Source organism: Pseudoflavonifractor phocaeensis, from assembly GCF_016901955.1.
Taxonomy (GTDB): Bacteria; Bacillota; Clostridia; order Oscillospirales; family Oscillospiraceae; genus Flavonifractor; species Flavonifractor phocaeensis_A.
The window spans coordinates 87620-102942 of record NZ_JACJLC010000002.1 but is presented as its reverse complement, the minus strand read 5'-3'; the positions used below and the strand labels follow the sequence as shown (position 1 = coordinate 102942).

16 protein-coding genes, 5 tRNA genes and 1 riboswitch are annotated in these 15323 nt (G+C 59.9%); of the genes, 10 read left to right on the top strand and 11 right to left on the bottom strand.

Annotation, left to right across the window (positions count from 1 at the left end; translation table 11 throughout):
- Positions 1-238: 238 nt before the first annotated feature.
- Positions 239-655, bottom strand: coding sequence for a terminase small subunit (locus tag H6B51_RS01175; RefSeq protein ID WP_204881927.1), 417 nt, complete (start codon positions 653-655; stop codon positions 239-241).
- A 223-nt stretch (positions 656-878) separates the two neighbouring features.
- Positions 879-1076 carry a hypothetical protein gene (locus H6B51_RS01170; protein ID WP_204881926.1) on the bottom strand — a complete coding sequence of 66 codons (198 nt, stop codon included), beginning with the start codon at positions 1074-1076 and terminating at the stop codon, positions 879-881.
- A gap of 181 nt (positions 1077-1257) precedes the next feature.
- Between H6B51_RS01170 and H6B51_RS01165 the strand changes: the two genes are divergently transcribed.
- The 3 genes from H6B51_RS01165 (at position 1258) to H6B51_RS01155 (ending at position 2528) form a co-directional block, all read left to right on the top strand.
- Complete coding sequence (locus tag H6B51_RS01165; RefSeq protein WP_204881925.1) at positions 1258-1803, top strand: hypothetical protein; 546 nt, start codon at positions 1258-1260, stop codon at positions 1801-1803.
- 69 nt (positions 1804-1872) lie between these two features.
- A complete protein-coding gene (locus H6B51_RS01160; protein ID WP_204881924.1) occupies positions 1873-2076 on the top strand; it encodes a hypothetical protein in 204 nt (67 codons plus the stop codon).
- Entirely contained in the window at positions 2073-2528 is a 456-nt protein-coding gene (locus H6B51_RS01155; protein WP_204881923.1) for a hypothetical protein, read from the top strand. The genes H6B51_RS01160 and H6B51_RS01155 overlap by 4 nt, the downstream gene beginning before the upstream one ends.
- A 230-nt stretch (positions 2529-2758) precedes the next feature.
- Here H6B51_RS01155 and H6B51_RS01150 read toward each other — a convergent pair.
- From H6B51_RS01150 to H6B51_RS01130, 5 genes are all read right to left on the bottom strand, one after another.
- A tRNA-Lys gene (locus H6B51_RS01150) sits at positions 2759-2834 on the bottom strand.
- A gap of 3 nt (positions 2835-2837) precedes the next feature.
- A tRNA-Gln gene (locus H6B51_RS01145) sits at positions 2838-2912 on the bottom strand.
- A 60-nt stretch (positions 2913-2972) separates the two neighbouring features.
- Positions 2973-3048 (bottom strand) — tRNA-His (locus H6B51_RS01140).
- 22 nt (positions 3049-3070) lie between these two features.
- Positions 3071-3147, bottom strand: a tRNA-Arg gene (locus H6B51_RS01135).
- Positions 3148-3150: 3 nt separating this feature from the next.
- Positions 3151-3224: transfer RNA gene (locus H6B51_RS01130), tRNA-Gly, on the bottom strand.
- 182 nt (positions 3225-3406) lie between these two features.
- On the opposite strand from H6B51_RS01130, the gene H6B51_RS01125 reads away from it, so the two are divergent.
- From H6B51_RS01125 to H6B51_RS01110, 4 genes are all read left to right on the top strand, one after another.
- Entirely contained in the window at positions 3407-4069 is a 663-nt protein-coding gene (locus H6B51_RS01125) for an HD domain-containing protein (protein WP_204881922.1), read from the top strand.
- 173 nt (positions 4070-4242) lie between these two features.
- Positions 4243-5574, top strand: a complete 1332-nt coding sequence (gene glnA, locus H6B51_RS01120; protein ID WP_204881921.1) for a type I glutamate--ammonia ligase — start codon at positions 4243-4245, stop codon at positions 5572-5574.
- A gap of 95 nt (positions 5575-5669) precedes the next feature.
- Entirely contained in the window at positions 5670-6464 is a 795-nt protein-coding gene (gene dapF, locus H6B51_RS01115; RefSeq protein WP_204881920.1) for a diaminopimelate epimerase, read from the top strand.
- Positions 6465-6483: 19 nt separating this feature from the next.
- Positions 6484-7701: an LL-diaminopimelate aminotransferase gene (locus H6B51_RS01110; protein ID WP_204881919.1), complete on the top strand. Its 1218-nt coding sequence runs from the start codon at positions 6484-6486 to the stop codon at positions 7699-7701.
- Between the two features lie 56 nt (positions 7702-7757).
- Here the strand turns inward: H6B51_RS01110 and H6B51_RS01105 are convergent, their stop codons facing one another.
- The 3 genes from H6B51_RS01105 to H6B51_RS01095 all read right to left on the bottom strand — a co-directional run bounded on the left by H6B51_RS01105 (position 7758) and on the right by H6B51_RS01095 (position 10187).
- Positions 7758-8330 (bottom strand): ECF transporter S component, encoded by a 573-nt coding sequence (locus tag H6B51_RS01105; protein WP_243421081.1) that lies wholly within the window; start codon positions 8328-8330, stop codon positions 7758-7760.
- Positions 8331-8601: 271 nt separating this feature from the next.
- Complete coding sequence (locus H6B51_RS01100) at positions 8602-8706, bottom strand: helix-turn-helix transcriptional regulator (protein WP_204881918.1); 105 nt, start codon at positions 8704-8706, stop codon at positions 8602-8604.
- A gap of 98 nt (positions 8707-8804) precedes the next feature.
- Positions 8805-10187 carry a uracil-xanthine permease family protein gene (locus H6B51_RS01095; protein WP_204881917.1) on the bottom strand — a complete coding sequence of 461 codons (1383 nt, stop codon included), beginning with the start codon at positions 10185-10187 and terminating at the stop codon, positions 8805-8807.
- 321 nt (positions 10188-10508) lie between these two features.
- Here H6B51_RS01095 and H6B51_RS01090 point away from each other — a divergent pair, with 321 nt between their 5' ends.
- On the top strand, positions 10509-11768 hold the full coding sequence (locus H6B51_RS01090; protein ID WP_204881916.1) for a diaminopimelate decarboxylase: 1260 nt from the start codon (positions 10509-10511) through the stop codon (positions 11766-11768).
- 41 nt (positions 11769-11809) lie between these two features.
- Here H6B51_RS01090 and H6B51_RS01085 read toward each other — a convergent pair whose 3' ends face one another.
- Complete coding sequence (locus H6B51_RS01085; RefSeq protein WP_204881915.1) at positions 11810-11995, bottom strand: hypothetical protein; 186 nt, start codon at positions 11993-11995, stop codon at positions 11810-11812.
- A 125-nt stretch (positions 11996-12120) separates the two neighbouring features.
- Positions 12121-12202: riboswitch (ZMP/ZTP riboswitch) on the top strand.
- A gap of 49 nt (positions 12203-12251) precedes the next feature.
- Between H6B51_RS01085 and pflA the strand changes: the two genes are divergently transcribed.
- Together pflA and pflB are read left to right on the top strand one after the other, a co-directional pair.
- The gene (gene pflA / locus H6B51_RS01080) at positions 12252-12980 is read left to right on the top strand and encodes a pyruvate formate-lyase-activating protein (RefSeq protein WP_204881914.1); all 729 of its coding nucleotides are present in this window, start codon (positions 12252-12254) and stop codon (positions 12978-12980) included.
- A 9-nt stretch (positions 12981-12989) separates the two neighbouring features.
- Positions 12990-15233: a formate C-acetyltransferase gene (gene pflB, locus H6B51_RS01075; protein WP_204881913.1), complete on the top strand. Its 2244-nt coding sequence runs from the start codon at positions 12990-12992 to the stop codon at positions 15231-15233.
- Positions 15234-15323: the final 90 nt, after the last annotated feature.

The following is a 15323-nucleotide window of genomic DNA, read 5'->3' as shown; positions in this document are numbered from 1 at the left end:
GGTAGGGGGGAGGGGGGTGCCTGCCCACATGATCCTCGCACCCAGCACCAGGGGGGTACCCCTCCCCGCAGGCCCGGCAGCCACGCCCACGCAGCCCAGGCAGGCCCTGGCATAATGCACAACACCACGTCCGGCGGGCGGTTCGTTGATTGCATCTGGTTTACCGAAACGCTGTACCCATTGCGGCACAAGGCTTTCAGGATTTATGAGAACTCAACAAAAGACCCGTTTTATTGAGTTACTTGCCTTTTGCCCTTACCTTTATATTCTTATTGGGCTTTCCGAAGGTCACTTCTACTTTGAGCTGCCCGGAGTTCTCCGCCTCTGGCCGGTCTGAGTATCCGCCGTAGGGCTTCTGTTTAAGGAGGAAGATCGCCCCGGCGTCCTTCCGCTGCTCCAGCCGATCACGGATTTCGAGTAAGGCTTTTTCGCAGATCTGCGGGTGCTGTCTGTACCCAGGCTGCCCCTCCTCCCACACTTTCCAATCCTTCATTGTGACACCGAGATAAATGAGGAGTCCGGGCAATGTAGGCTGCTTTGGCGGCTCCTGGCTGTCGCAGTCAGCAAAGTAATCCGCACACGCTTTATCCAGTTGAGGGGCGGTGTACCAGCTGTCTTTCCCCTGTTCTTTCCGCTGTTTATCAGTCATGTACATTCCCGCTCACCTCCTGTCTTTTTTCCTGTTAAGTCGCACTGTATTTTTACATACAGGTATGCGCACGGAAATGCGATTTTGTACATCTTCGGAATACGAAGTAACCCGCTATCCATTGCAGCACAACAGATAGCGGGTTTAAAAATTTTTTCGTTTTGGTCATTTTTGTTGGACAAGTGGAACTACTTAACATATCGTTAAGTGCTATGAAAAGTTTCGAAAATCAAACATCGTCCAGTTGCCCGTGCTGGGCCAGATACTGATCCAGAGCGGCCTTCAGTATGCTGTTGATCGTATCCCCGGAGTCCCTGCACACCTCCTTGACCCGCTCTGCGTACTCCCTCCTTACCCGGCAGCTCAGCGAGGTCATATTGTCCCGATCCCATCGCCTATTCGCCTCCATTTTGGCCTTCGTGACCATCTGCTTCACCCCCTCTTTTTCTTTTATATTGTATCACCGCTAAACACTGTCGTACAGTGTACGACCTGCACAAAATGATTTTGCAAACCTTGCGCAGCCTGTCAATTTACAATGCACTGTAGACAGTGTATGATATAGCCACAACGAAACAGCGACAGCCCACAGGGCAGGAGGTAACATCATGAAACTGAAGGAATTCCGTACCATCATCGAGACTCTGGAGAGCATCCACTCTGACGTCTGCTCTGGCAGCAACAACCCCCGCGACACCGCCCGCCGCTTCATCCAGGCCGTCGGTTCTGACACCGCCGCTCAGTGTGTGGCCATCATGGTCCGCCGGCTCCATTGGGACGGACGGATCAGCCGCAGCGCCAAGGCGCGGGCCGAGGGTGTGGAGCTGTCCGCCGACTGGGAGCGTCGCATTGATGATGCGTATACCAGCATCCACGCCGCCCACTTGTCCCAGATTGCGGAGGCCATGCCCAAGGAGCTGGAGTTCGTCCAGGCCGAGAGCGAGGACGAGCCCAAAACTGAGCAGAACATTACGCTGACCGTCAGCCCCACTGACGCCCGTCTTATTCTCCGGGCGATCAAGGCCCGGGCGAACCACTGGAGCCACCCTGATCAGGTAAACCGTACCTCCAATGCCTTTGGCATTCGGCGGATGTACCAGGAGGTTGCGGCCATTGTACAGCATCAAATGGCATCCCAAGGCGTCAATCCTTAACCCTGCCGCTTTTGCAGCTTAACCCGCACAGCCCGCCCCGGAGGTCACGAGGGCAGAAAGGAAATCACAATGGAAAACATCGGGTGTAGTTGGGCCGTCTGTTATGACATTGACGGCAGGTATTACGACGACGGGAAAACCAAAACGGTAATTGCGGCCGTTCTTCGCTATCCGTTTGACGCTGAGCGGTTTATTGACGAATTTCTCCCCAAAGAGAACAAGGACCGATTTTACATCAAGCGGCTTTCCAGCTGTGAGGGGGAATTTGCATGACCTGGCAAGATCTTTTCGCCCGCAGCTGGCGCGGCGACGAGGCGGAGGTCAGGATATATGACCACCTGCGCCATCCGGACAAGCTGACCATGGCCGACAGCATTGTGCTGTACGACCGCAGCGCCGCCGATACTATCCAGCGCATGGAGGATGCCATCGAGGCACTGAGGGGCTACCGCCAAGCCCTGGCGGAGCGGTACGCCGCCCTTGCGGCAATGCCTTACACGCTGCGCATTGACCTGACCCGGCATAAGGGCTGGTACGACAAGCGGGTGACATACACCCTGCGTCTGGTCCGCTGCTATCAGGACGGACACGAGGAGGCGGAGACGGAGACCAAGTACCCCGGCAAAGAGCGGCGGGCGGCGCTCCAGGCATTTGACGCCATGCGCAAGTCCCGCCCCGGCATTGAGTGTCGTATGGACATCAGCAAACAGAGCTGGGAAAGATGATTGCCGCCCCTTCGGGGGCGGTTTTTCTTTCCTAAGTCCCGTATCAATCTGCTGGAGCTGGCCCAGAGAAAGCATGTGCAGCCGTGTGCAATCCCGTGTGCAATTTTCGTGTGCTTTTGGTGTTTTCCCGCGTTCATTCCATGCACAATAAAAGCGCATAAAGAATACCGCAAACCATTGCGAGAGTAAGAAAAAACCCTGTAGCCGTTGAGACTACAGGGTTTTCTTTCTGGTGACCCGTCGGGGATTCGAACCCCGGACCCACTGCTTAAAAGGCAGTTGCTCTGCCGACTGAGCTAACGAGTCAAATGGCTGGGATGGCTGGGCTCGAACCAGCGAATGCGGGAGTCAAAGTCCCGTGCCTTACCACTTGGCTACACCCCAACATGGCTGGTTAAAAGCAAAGGGACCGGAGCGGACGCTCCGGCCCTTCCGCCTTCATTATGGGGTGGATGACGGGACTCGAACCCGCGACACTCGGAACCACAATCCGATGCTCTACCAACTGAACTACATCCACCATAGAACTATTGCAAGGACAATGGCACGCCTGAAGGGACTCGAACCCCTGACCCACTGCTTAGAAGGCAGTTGCTCTATCCACCTGAGCTACAGGCGCGTATGGAGCGGGTGATGGGAATCGAACCCACGCGACCAGCTTGGAAGGCTGGGATTCTACCATTGAACTACACCCGCATGGGAGCTGATTACTTAACTTTGTCAGCCAGCCAGAATATAGTAGCATACGGTTTCTTATTTGTCAATGGTTTTTTTCTTTTTTGTAAAATCGATTCTTCCGGGGGTGAAGGCCTTGCATATCAGGGCTGGGATGGGTAAGATAGAACAAGCGGCTGTGGCCGCAGGAAAGGAGAAGGGGCATGAAGATCAGTTACGATATGGTGCGCCAGTCCGAGGAGATCCGCACCTATATCACTCAGGCGGACCGATCCCTGCTGGCCCGGGGCTTTACCGAGCACAGCTTTGCCCACGTCACCCGCTGCGCCCAGGTGGCGGCGGATATCCTGAATCAACTAGAGTATGACGACTACCAGCAGGAGCTGGCGCAGATCGCCGCCTTTATGCACGATATCGGTAACGTGGTCAACCGCCACGATCACGCCCAGACCGGAGCGGTGATGGCCTTCCGCATTCTGGACAAGATGGGAATGGAGCCCGCCGACGTGGCGGCGGTGATCACCGCCATTGGCCACCATGACGACTCCACCGCCTATCCGGTGAATCCGGTGGCCGCCGCTCTGATCCTGGCGGACAAGACTGACGTGCGCCGCAGCCGGGTGCGCAACAAGGAGCGGCAGAAATTTGACATCCATGATCGGGTGAACTACGCTGCCGAGCGATCCGACCTGACTTTGGACCGGGGAGCGGGAACCATTACCCTTACCCTGACCATCAACACCCAGGTGTGCGCCGTAATGGACTACTTTGAGATCTTCCTGGAGCGGATGCTGCTCTGCCGCCGGGCGGCAGAGTTCCTGGGTCTTACCTTTAAATTGGACATCAACGGCTTGGATCTGTTGTGACAGACTGTGCAACCTGGTGAAGAAACAGACATATGAAGGGAAAGCACCTTGACAGGAGAAAAGGGAGCACGTATACTACTCTTTAGTTGTAATTCAGGGCGTTCCAGCCGGCTGAGGGGGCGCCTTCACGCTACGCGATATCCTGCTGTCGCAAAGAGAAAGGGGCATCCACCATGCCGCATACCAAGGAAGATATCATTCGGATGGTGCGGGAGGATGACGTCAAATTTATCCGCCTGCAATTTACCGACATTTTCGGCCAGCTGAAAAACGTGGCTATCACCGCTTCCCAGATCGAGAAGGCCGTCAACAATCAGTGCATGTTTGACGGTTCCTCCATCGAGGGCTTTGTCCGCATCGATGAGTCCGACCAGTACCTGTTCCCCGATCTGAAGTCCTACCGGGTGTTCCCCTGGCAGCCCCACCACGGCAAGGTGGCCCGGCTCATCTGCGACGTCCACAACACCGACGGCTCTCCCTTCATGGGCGACCCCCGGTATGTGCTCAAGCGGGCCCTCCAGAAGGCCAAGGACATGGGCTTTGACTCCTTCAACGTGGGCCCCGAGGCGGAGTTCTTCCTTTTCCGCACCGATGAGGAGGGCAAGCCCACCACCCGCACCAACGACGAGGCGGGCTACTTCGACCTGGGCCCCCTGGACCACGGGGAGTCCACCCGCCGGGAGATCTGCCTGGCCCTGGAGGCCATGAAGTTCGAGATCGAGGCCAGCCACCACGAGTGCGCCCAGGGGCAGCACGAGATCGACTTCAAGTATGAGGAGGCCCTCCACGCCGCCGACAACATCATGACCTTCAAGCTGGCGGTGAAGACCCTGGCCCAGAAGAACGGCCTCCACGCCACCTTTATGCCCAAGCCCATCTACGGGGTGGCGGGCTCCGGTATGCACACCAACATGTCCCTGTTCCGCAATGGCAAAAACGTGTTCGACGACCCCAACGGGGCGCGGGGGCTGTCCAAAGAGGCCTACTCCTTCATCGCCGGCATTTTGGCCCACGTCCGGGGCATGGCGGCGGTGACCAACCCCCTGGTCAACTCCTACAAGCGGCTGGTGCCCGGGTATGAGGCCCCCTGCTACCTGGCCTGGTCGGCCTCCAACCGGTCCGCCCTCATCCGCATCCCTGCCTCCCGGGGCCAGTCCACCCGGGTGGAGCTCCGCTCCCCCGACCCCTCCTGCAACCCCTACCTGGCCTTCGCCGTCTGCCTGGCCGCCGGCCTGGACGGCATCGAGAGGGGCCTCACCCCCCCGGACGAGATCACCGAGAACATCTACGCCATGGACAACGCCACCCGGAAGGCCCACGGCATCAAGAACCTCCCCGGCTCCCTGGAGGAGGCCATCCACGAGCTGGAGAACGACCAGCTCATCCTGGACACCCTGGGAGAGCACGTGGCCACCAACTTCCTGGAGGGCAAAAAGAAGGAGTGGGAGGAGTTCCGCACCCGTGTGTCCTCCTGGGAGCGGGAGAAGTATATCATCAATTATTAAAGCCCATTGCGTACTGTTTCCCAGATGCATGACATACCCTAACGGAGAGGGGCGGCGGGCTGCGCCGCCCCTCTTCTGTCTGAGGAGGGATGGCCATGCACTTCACCAAAATGCAGGGACTGGGTAACGACTATATCTATCTCAACGGTCTGGACGGCCTGCCGGCGGACCTGCCCGCCTTGGCCCGCCGTATGAGCGACCGCCATTTTGGAGTGGGAGCTGACGGACTGATCTGTATCTGCGCTTCTAGCCGGGGAGATTTCCGGATGGTGATGTACAATGCCGACGGCTCCCGGGGAGAGATGTGTGGCAACGGTATCCGCTGTCTGGGGAAATATGTATTTGACCATGGCCTCACCAGACGCCGGGCCCTGACCATTGAGACTGACGGCGGGTTGCGCACATTGGAGCTGCTTGGGAACGGTGGGACGGTGTCAGCTGTCCGGGTCCACATGGGGGCGCCCATCCTGGAGGAGCCCTTGCCGCTGGAGAGCGGGGGAGCCCTATGGCAGGTGACACCGGTGTCCATGGGCAATCCCCACGGGGTGGTCTTCGTGGAGGACCCGGACGCCCTGGATCTGGCCCGGCTGGGGCCGCCCCTGGAGCGCCATCCTGTGTTTCCCAGGGGGATCAACGTGGAGTTTGTCACCTGCCCGGACCGGAACACCCTTCGCCTGCGGGTATGGGAGCGGGGCAGCGGAGAGACCCTGGCCTGCGGGACCGGAGCCTGCGCTGCCCTGGCGGCGGCGGTACGGCAGGGGAGGGCGGAGCGGCAGGTGGTGGCTGGGCTGCCTGGAGGAAAGCTGGAGCTATTCTGGCCGGACGACGGCCAGGAGATGGTGATGACCGGCCCTGCTGAAACGGTTTTTGAAGGGGAATACCCCGTTTGATACAAAAGGAGAGAGAAACATGGCAAATATCAACGTAAACTATAACAAGCTGCCCGGCAGCTATCTGTTTTCCGAGATCGCCCGGCGGGTGGCGGCCTACAGCCAGGCCAACCCGGAGAAGTCCATCATCCGCCTGGGCATCGGCGACGTGACCCGGCCTCTGCCCGCCGCGGTCACCGCCGCCATGCACAAGGCGGTGGATGAGATGGCCACCGCATCCGGCTTCCACGGCTACGGCCCGGAGCAGGGCTACGACTTCCTCCGCAATGCCATCGCCCAGGCCGACTACAAGGCCCGGGGGGTAGAGATCAGCCCCGACGAGATCTTCGTGTCCGACGGCGCCAAGAGCGACTGCGGCAATATCGGGGACATTTTCGGTGTGGACAATGTGGTGGCGGTGTGCGACCCGGTGTACCCGGTGTACGTGGACACCAACGCCATGGCCGGCCGGGCCGGGGATTTTGACGAGGCTGCCGGACGTTGGAGCAACCTGGTCTACATGCCCTGCGTGGCGGAGAACGGTTTTTCTCCCGTGATTCCCCAGCGGAAGGTGGATATGATTTATCTGTGCTTCCCCAACAACCCCACCGGCGCTGTGGCCACTAAAGAGCAGCTGAAGGCCTGGGTGGACTACGCCAATGCCAACGACGCCGTTATTCTCTTTGACAGCGCCTATGAGGCCTTCATCACCGATCCCGACATCCCCCACAGCATCTTTGAGATCGAGGGGGCCCGCACCTGCGCCATCGAGTTCCGCTCCTTCTCCAAGACCGCCGGCTTTACCGGCACCCGCTGCGCCTATACCGTCATCCCCAAGGAGCTGATCCGGGGTGGGACCTCCCTCAATGCCATGTGGAACCGCCGTCAATGTACCAAGTTCAACGGGGTGCCCTACGTGGTCCAGCGGGGCGCAGAGGCGGTGTACAGCCCCGAGGGCCAGCTCCAGGTGAAGGAGACCATCCAGTATTACCTGCACAATGCCAGGATCATCCGGGACGGCCTGGCCTCTGCCGGCCTCACCGTGTCCGGTGGGGAGAACTCCCCCTACATCTGGTGCCGCACCCCCGACGGCATGGGCTCCTGGGACTTCTTCGACAAGCTGCTCCATGAGGCCAATGTGGTTACCACTCCCGGCGCCGGTTTCGGCCCCAGCGGCGAGGGCTACATCCGCCTTACCGCTTTCGGTGATGCCGACGCCACCCGGCTGGCGGTGGAGCGCATCAAGGCCATTCTGTAACAGAATAGCGGATATACAAAGATCGCCCGCCGCGGGATGCGGCGGGCGATTTGTGTTCAGGCCAGCTTGAGGTGGGCCTTTTTCAGTGCGTTTCGGATCACCATACACAAGATGGGGGCTACCACAATGGCGATGATGCCGTTGAACAGGGAGGCGGGCACCTTCAGTCCCAGGGTGGCCAGAGCCACCTGGGGCTGGAGCCCCTCCACCAGCAAGCCATTATAGTAGTAGCTCTTGGTGAAGTAGAGGATGTAGTAGATCACGCAGCCCAGGATAGCGCCAGTCAGGCACCGGGGGTATCCGGCTTCCTCTCGCTTCTGGGCAGGGAGCATCACCAGCCCCGCCCCCAGGCCCATGGCCCCCTTGGTGAGGAAGGTGATCCAGCACTCGGAGACAAACCGGGGGTCGGTAAAGTCAAAGAGCATGGAGCCCAGGCCGGAGGCCAGTCCGCCGATGGGGCCCAGCAGCAGCCCGGACAGGCAGCACATGATGTTGGCCAGGGTGAAGGAGGTGTTGCCGCCGATATTGATGGGGATGGTGACCCGCAGATAGTTGCTGACAAATACCAGGGCGGTCATCATGGCCAGTACCGCCAGCCGCAGCACGGTCATCCACGGTTTCTTCTTCATGGGAACCACTTCCGATCTTGTTTGATGGGGCTATTATAGGACAACACTGACCCTATTTGAATAACCAGTTTTAGAAAAAATAATAAGGTCAGATTGGGCTGAAACTTGGGCCTGCCGCGAATATGCAGCAGGCCCAAGTCACTTGTCAACGAAGGAGCTTGGCCCGAATGGGGGGCCAGGAGACCAGGAAGAGGGCAATGCCGCCCACCAACAGGAGACAAAGCAGGGCGGTGCGCAATTCCAGATCGTAGGTCTGGGCGGAGCCCCCCTCTCAGCGGGAGATGGCCTGCCGGGATACCCCCAGGCGCTCCGCCATAGCCTCCTGGGACAGACCCTGTGCTTTGCGCAGGGCCACAAGTTTTTCGGGCAGTTTCATAGACGCACCTCCTGGTTTTCTGGTTCTATGGTACCAGAATCCCCCGGGCAAAGTCACCGCAACATGCTGTCACTTCCGCAACAAGTTTTTATAACGGCTCAATACCGGCCAAAATCCCCGGAGCGACCCTCGGTGACGTCGGCGCCGAACTCGTAGTCCTTGCCGGGCAGGATGGCATTGAGGGCGATGCCGGCAATGGCGGCGATGGCCAGGTTGGTCAGGGTGACGTGGACCTCGCCGATGGAAAAGGTAATGCCGCCGGAGAAGCCCAGGCCGCACACCAGGATAACAGCGGCGATGATCAGGTTGCGGGAGTTGGTGAAGTCCACCCGGTTCTCCACCACGTTGCGCACGCCGATGGCGGAGATCATGCCGTAGAGGATGAAGGACACGCCGCCGATGATGGCGGTGGGGATGGAGTTGACGATGGCGGCAAAGGCGGGGGAGAAGGACAGGATCACCGCATAGAGGGCGGCCAGACGCACCACCTTGGGGTCGTACACCCGGGAGAGCACCAGCACGCCGGTGTTCTCGCCGTAGGTGGTGTTGGCGGGGCCGCCGAACAGACCGGCCAGGGAGGTGGCGATACCGTCGCCGATGAGGGTGCGGTGGAGACCGGGGTTCTCAATAAAGTTGGAGCCCACGGTGGCGGAGATGGCGGACATGTCTCCGATGTGCTCCATCATGGCGGCGATGGCGATGGGGGCCATGACGAAGATGGAGGTCAGGTCAAACTTTGCCAGGAAGAAGGGCTGGATGCCCACCGGGGCGGAGGCGGCCACCCCGGAGAAGTCCATGAGGGGCACCACATTGCCGGCGGCGTCCAGGGCAGTGGCGCCCATGGCGTTGGCGATGAGGGCCACCACATAGGAACCCACCACCCCCAGCAGGATGGGGATGATCTTCACCATGCCCTTGCCCCAGATGTTGGCCACCACGATAATGGCCATGGCCACAATGGCCAGCCACCAGCAGGTGGAGGCGTTGGACACGGCGGAGGGGGCCAGGTTCAGGCCGATGAGGATGATGATGGGGCCGGTGACCACGGGGGGCAGGAAGCGCATGACCTTCTTCACACCCACCAGCTTAATGACGGCGGCCAGAATCACGTACAGCAGGCCGGCTACCACGATGCCGCCGCAGGCATACTGCAGCTTGACGGCGGGATCCATACCGGCGTACTTGCCGGTGTCCAGCGCGGCCACGGCGGCAAAGCCGCCCAGGTAGGCGAAGGAGGAGCCCAGGAAGGCGGGCACCCGCATCTTTGCGCACACGTGGAAAAACAGAGTGCCGATGCCGGCGAAGAACAGGGTGGTCTGGATGGACAGGGGCAGGCCGTATCCCTGCACCAGAATGGGCACCAGCACGGTGGCGCCGAACATGGCGAACATGTGCTGCAGACCCAGGATGAGCATCTTGGGCAGGCCCAGCACCCGGGCGTCCCGGATAGGCTCAGATCCCGGCGTTTTCTTGTCGTTCATAAGAAACCTCTCTTTCCCGGCGGGCAGAAAAAAAGCAACTGCTTTTTCCAAAGAAAAAACAATCGCTCCCGTTCAAGCTGTTCGCCCTGTCATAGACAGCATCCCCATCGTATTCAAGACGAACACCTCCCGCCCGCGCTTAAATTCAAATCATTATACCAGCTCTTGTGGATATGTGCAAGGTAGTTGTTTAAATTTTCGTTCATTTGGGCAAGTTTATAAAGAATAAAAGGGGTATTTCCCAAATCCCTCATGATCTGTGTATTGACAGATGGGGAAAACTTTACTATAGTAAATGGCAAAAGATAAGAAGGTGACCCCATGAAACGACCCTTTGTGACACTGGAACAGCTCCGGGAGATGACCGTTCAATATCCAACACCCTTCCATCTGTACGATGAGAAGGGGATCCGCGAAAACGCCAGAAAGCTGAAGGAGGCATTTGCCTGGAACCCGGGCTTCAAGGAGTACTTTGCCGTCAAGGCCACTCCCAATCCCGCCATTCTGAAGATCCTGCGGGAGGAGGGCTGCGGCGCCGACTGCTCCTCCCTCACCGAGCTGATGATGTCTGACCGCTGTGGCTTTACCGGCCCTGAGATCATGTTTTCCTCCAACGACACCCCGGCGGAGGATTTCAAGCTGGCCGCCAAGCTGGGGGCCACCATCAACCTGGATGACTTCACCCACATCGACTTCCTCAAGGAGACCATCGGGTTCATTCCCGAGACCATTTCCTGCCGCTTCAATCCCGGAGGGGTGTTCACCATCGGAGAATCCACCGAGGGCTTCCAGGTGATGGACAACCCCGGGGACTCCAAATATGGCTTCACCCGGGAGCAGATCTTTGAGGGCTTCAAAAAGCTGAAGGCCATGGGAGCCAAACGCTTCGGTATCCATGCCTTCCTGGCCTCCAACACCCTGTCCAACGATTACTATCCCACCCTGGCGGGGATTTTATTCCGGCTGGCGGTGGAGCTGGAGCGGGAGACCGGCTGCGATATCTGCTTCATCAACCTGTCCGGCGGCGTAGGGGTGCCCTACAAGCCCGACCAGCCCGCCAACGACATCGCCGCCATCGGCGAAGGCGTACGGCGGCAGTTTGAGGAGATCCTGGCGCCCGCCGGTATGGGGGACGTGGCCATCTACACCGAGCTGGGGCGGTTCATGCTGGCCCCCAACGGCTGCCTGGTCACCAAGGTGCTCCACTTCAAGCACACCTACAAGGAGTATGTGGGGGTGGACGCCTGCGCCGCCAACCTGATGCGTCCGGCCATGTACGGGGCCTACCACCATATTACCGTCATGGGCAAGGAGGACGCTCCCTGCGACCACAAGTACGACGTCACCGGCGGCCTGTGCGAGAACAACGACAAATTCGCCATCGACCGGATGCTGCCGGAGGTGGAGCAGGGCGACCTGCTGGTGATCCACGACACCGGGGCCCACGGCTTTTCCATGGGCTACAATTATAACGGCAAGCTGCGTTCCGCCGAGGTGCTGCTCCAGGAGGATGGCTCTACCCGCCTCATCCGCCGGGCAGAGACTCCGGAGGACTATTTCGCCACCATGATCTTCGACTAATAAATCGGGAGTCCGGTATATACCGGACTCCCGATTTTGAATTACAGCGCCAGAACGCCCTGGACCACCATGAACAGGCCCAGTGCCAGGAACACGGCGCCTCCGATCTTGGTGGTAACCTTGGAGCGCATGTGGCGGAAGGCCTTTTGCAGCTGCTCCAGTGGGAGCAGCAGGAAGAGCAGTCCTACCACCACAAAAAAGCCGCCTACCGTAAAATATCCGGACATTCCATGTTCCACCTTTCCGACAAATTTCAAGACCTATCTTAGCAGGTCTTAGTGCGTATTGCAAGAGTCCGCTGTGGATGGACAGGAAGGACCTTGACAAAGGGAAAGGGGGTGTGTTATAAGTAAACCTATCATATGACTGACGGATAATGTGGAGCCTACCACATGGAGTATGATGATTGAAAGCCGACCGTCTGGGCGAGAAAAGCCCGGACTGTCGGCTTTTCTTTTTGCTTGCGAAAGGAGGAAGGGCTTTTTGGTCAAGGGGCTGATCCATTCGGTGGAGAGCATGGGACTGGTGGACGGGCCCGGGATCCGCACCGTATTTTTTTTGCAGGGGTGTGCCCTGCGCTGCCGCTATTGTCACAATCCGGACACCTGGGAGCCGGACAGCCCGAAGGCGGCCTGGTATACCCCGGAAGAAGTGCTCCACCGACTGGAGCGGTTCCGGCCCTATTACGGCAGCACCGGCGGGGCGACCTTTTCCGGGGGGGAGCCTTTGCTCCAGCCGGACTTTCTGGCGGAGACTCTGGAGCTCTGCCAGCAGGCGGGCATCCACACCTGCCTGGACACGGCGGGGGTGGGCCTGGGGCACTATGAGGCTATCCTGGCTCACACGGACCTTGTACTGCTGGACGTGAAGCACTACACCCCGACGGGCTACCGGCAGGTCACCGGCCGGTCCATGGAGGCCTTTGACCGGTTCCTGACGGCCGCGCAGGCCATGGGCAAGCCTCTGTGGATCCGCCACGTGGCAGTGCCCGGCCTCACCGACGGGGAGGCCCACCTGGCGGGGCTGGAGGGCTATCTGAACACCCTCCGCCATGTGAAGCGGGTGGAGCTGCTGCCCTATCACACCCTGGGGGTCCATAAGTACGCCGCCCTGGGCATCCCCTACCCTCTGGAGGGAGTGGCCCCTTTGGAGGCCAAGACCCTGGAGGACTGGAACCAAAGATTGAACCAAACCTGCTGTGACAAAGAATGAGGAGGGCATATGAGCATTGATGTGAACTGTACCGCCTGGAGCGGTTTCCGTACCGGCGAGTGGCGCCACCTGGTGAATGTGCGCAATTTTATCCAGAAGAACTACACCCCCTACCAGGGGGATGCCTCCTTTCTGGCTTCCATTTCCCCCAAAACCGCCAGGGTGTGGGAGAAGGCCAAGGCCCTCATCATTGAGGAGGTAAAGAAGGGCGTCATCGACGTGGAGACCCACGCCGTTTCTGGTATCGACAACTTTGCCCCCGGCTATATCGACAAGGACAACGAGGTCATCGTGGGCCTCCAGACCGACGCCCCCCTGAAGCGGATCGTCAACCCCTTCGGCGGTATCCGCAACGCCACCTCCGCCCTGGAGCAGTACGGCTACCAGCTGGACCCGGAGATCGAGCGGCACTTCCGCCTCTACCGCAAGACCCATAACGAGGGGGTATTTGACGCCTACCCCAAGCGGACCCGGCTGGCCCGGACGGCGGGGCTGCTCACCGGACTGCCCGACGCCTACGGGCGAGGCCGCATCGTGGGAGACTACCGCCGGGTGCCCCTGTACGGTACTGATTTCCTTATCGAAGAGAAGGAAAAGGATCTGGACATGATCGACGGCCCCATGACCGACGAGCGCATCCGCCTGCGGGAGGAGGTCCAGATGCAGATCCGGGCTCTGCGGCAGATGGCCGCCATGGCCGCCCGGTACGGCTGCGATATTTCCCGCCCGGCGGAGAACGCCCACGAGGCGGTGCAGAACCTGTACATGGCCTACCTGGCGGGCATCAAGGAGAACAATGGCGCGGCCACCTCCCTGGGCCGCACCGCTACCTTCCTGGATATCTACATCCAGCGGGACCTGGACCGGGGCGTCCTGGACGAGGAGGGGGCCCAGGAGCTCATCGACCAGTTCGTCATCAAGCTGCGGCTGGTGCGTCACCTGCGCACGCCCGAGTACAACGAGCTCTTCGGCGGTGACCCCACCTGGGTCACCGAGGCCATCGGCGGCATGGGGGTGGACGGCCGCACCCTGGTGACCAGGAGCTCCTTCCGCTACCTCCACACCCTCACCAACCTGGGTACCGCTCCCGAGCCCAACCTGACCGTACTGTGGAGCCCCCACATGCCCCAGGGCTTCAAGGACTACTGCGCCAAAATGAGCATCGATACCGACTCCATCCAGTATGAGAGCGACGAGCTCATGCGGCCCATGTATGGCGACGACTATTGCATTGCCTGTTGCGTGTCCGCCATGGCGGTGGGCAAGCAGATGCAGTTCTTTGGGGCCCGGGCCAACCTGGCCAAGAGCCTGCTGTACGCCATCAACGGCGGCGTGGACGAGAAGAAGGGCATCCGGGTGGTGCCTGAGATCGAGCTGGACACCGACGAGGTGCTGGACTACCCCAAGGTGCTGGGCAACTACAAAAAGGTGCTGTCCTATGTGGCGGAGCTCTATGTGGACACCATCAATATCATCCACTTCATGCACGACAAATACGCCTACGAGAGCAGTCAGATGGCCCTCCATGACACCCTGGTGGAGCGGCTGGCCGCCTTCGGGGTGGCGGGACTGTCCATCGCAGCCGACTCCCTGTCCGCCATCAAGTTCGCCAAGGTGCGTCCCATCCGCAATGAGCAGGGCATCGCCGTGGACTTCCAGGTGGAGGGGGATTTCCCCAAGTACGGCAACGACGACGACCTGGTGGACGATATCGCCGTGGAGCTGGTGTCCTACTTCTCCGCCGAGCTGAAAAAGCACCCCCTGTACCGCAACGCCATCCACACCCTGTCCGCCCTCACCATCACCTCCAACGTGATGTACGGCAAAAAGACGGGGGCCACCCCCGACGGCCGCAAGGCGGGGGAGCCCTTCGCCCCCGGCGCCAACCCCATGCACGGCCGGGACAAGAACGGCGCCCTGGCCTCTCTCAACTCGGTGGCCAAGATCCCCTACCGGGCGGTGTGTCAGGATGGCGTGTCCAACACCTTCTCCATCGTGCCCTCCGCCCTGGGCAAGACGGAGGGCGAGCGGGTGGACAACCTGGTGCATATCCTGGACGGCTACTTCCTCCAGGGGGCCCACCACCTGAACGTGAACGTGATGAACCGCCAGCTCCTGCTGGACGCCATGGAGCACCCTGAGCAGTACCCCACCCTCACCATTCGGGTGTCTGGCTACGCGGTGAATTTCTCCCGCCTCAGTCGGGAGCAGCAGCTGGAGGTGGTCAAGCGTACCTTCCATGAGAGTATGTGACTCCCCTTTTATGCAGGTTTTACATTGACAAACCGGGAAAAACATCGTATAGTATCCCCATTGGCAGACAGAGAGGTCTCAGATATGATA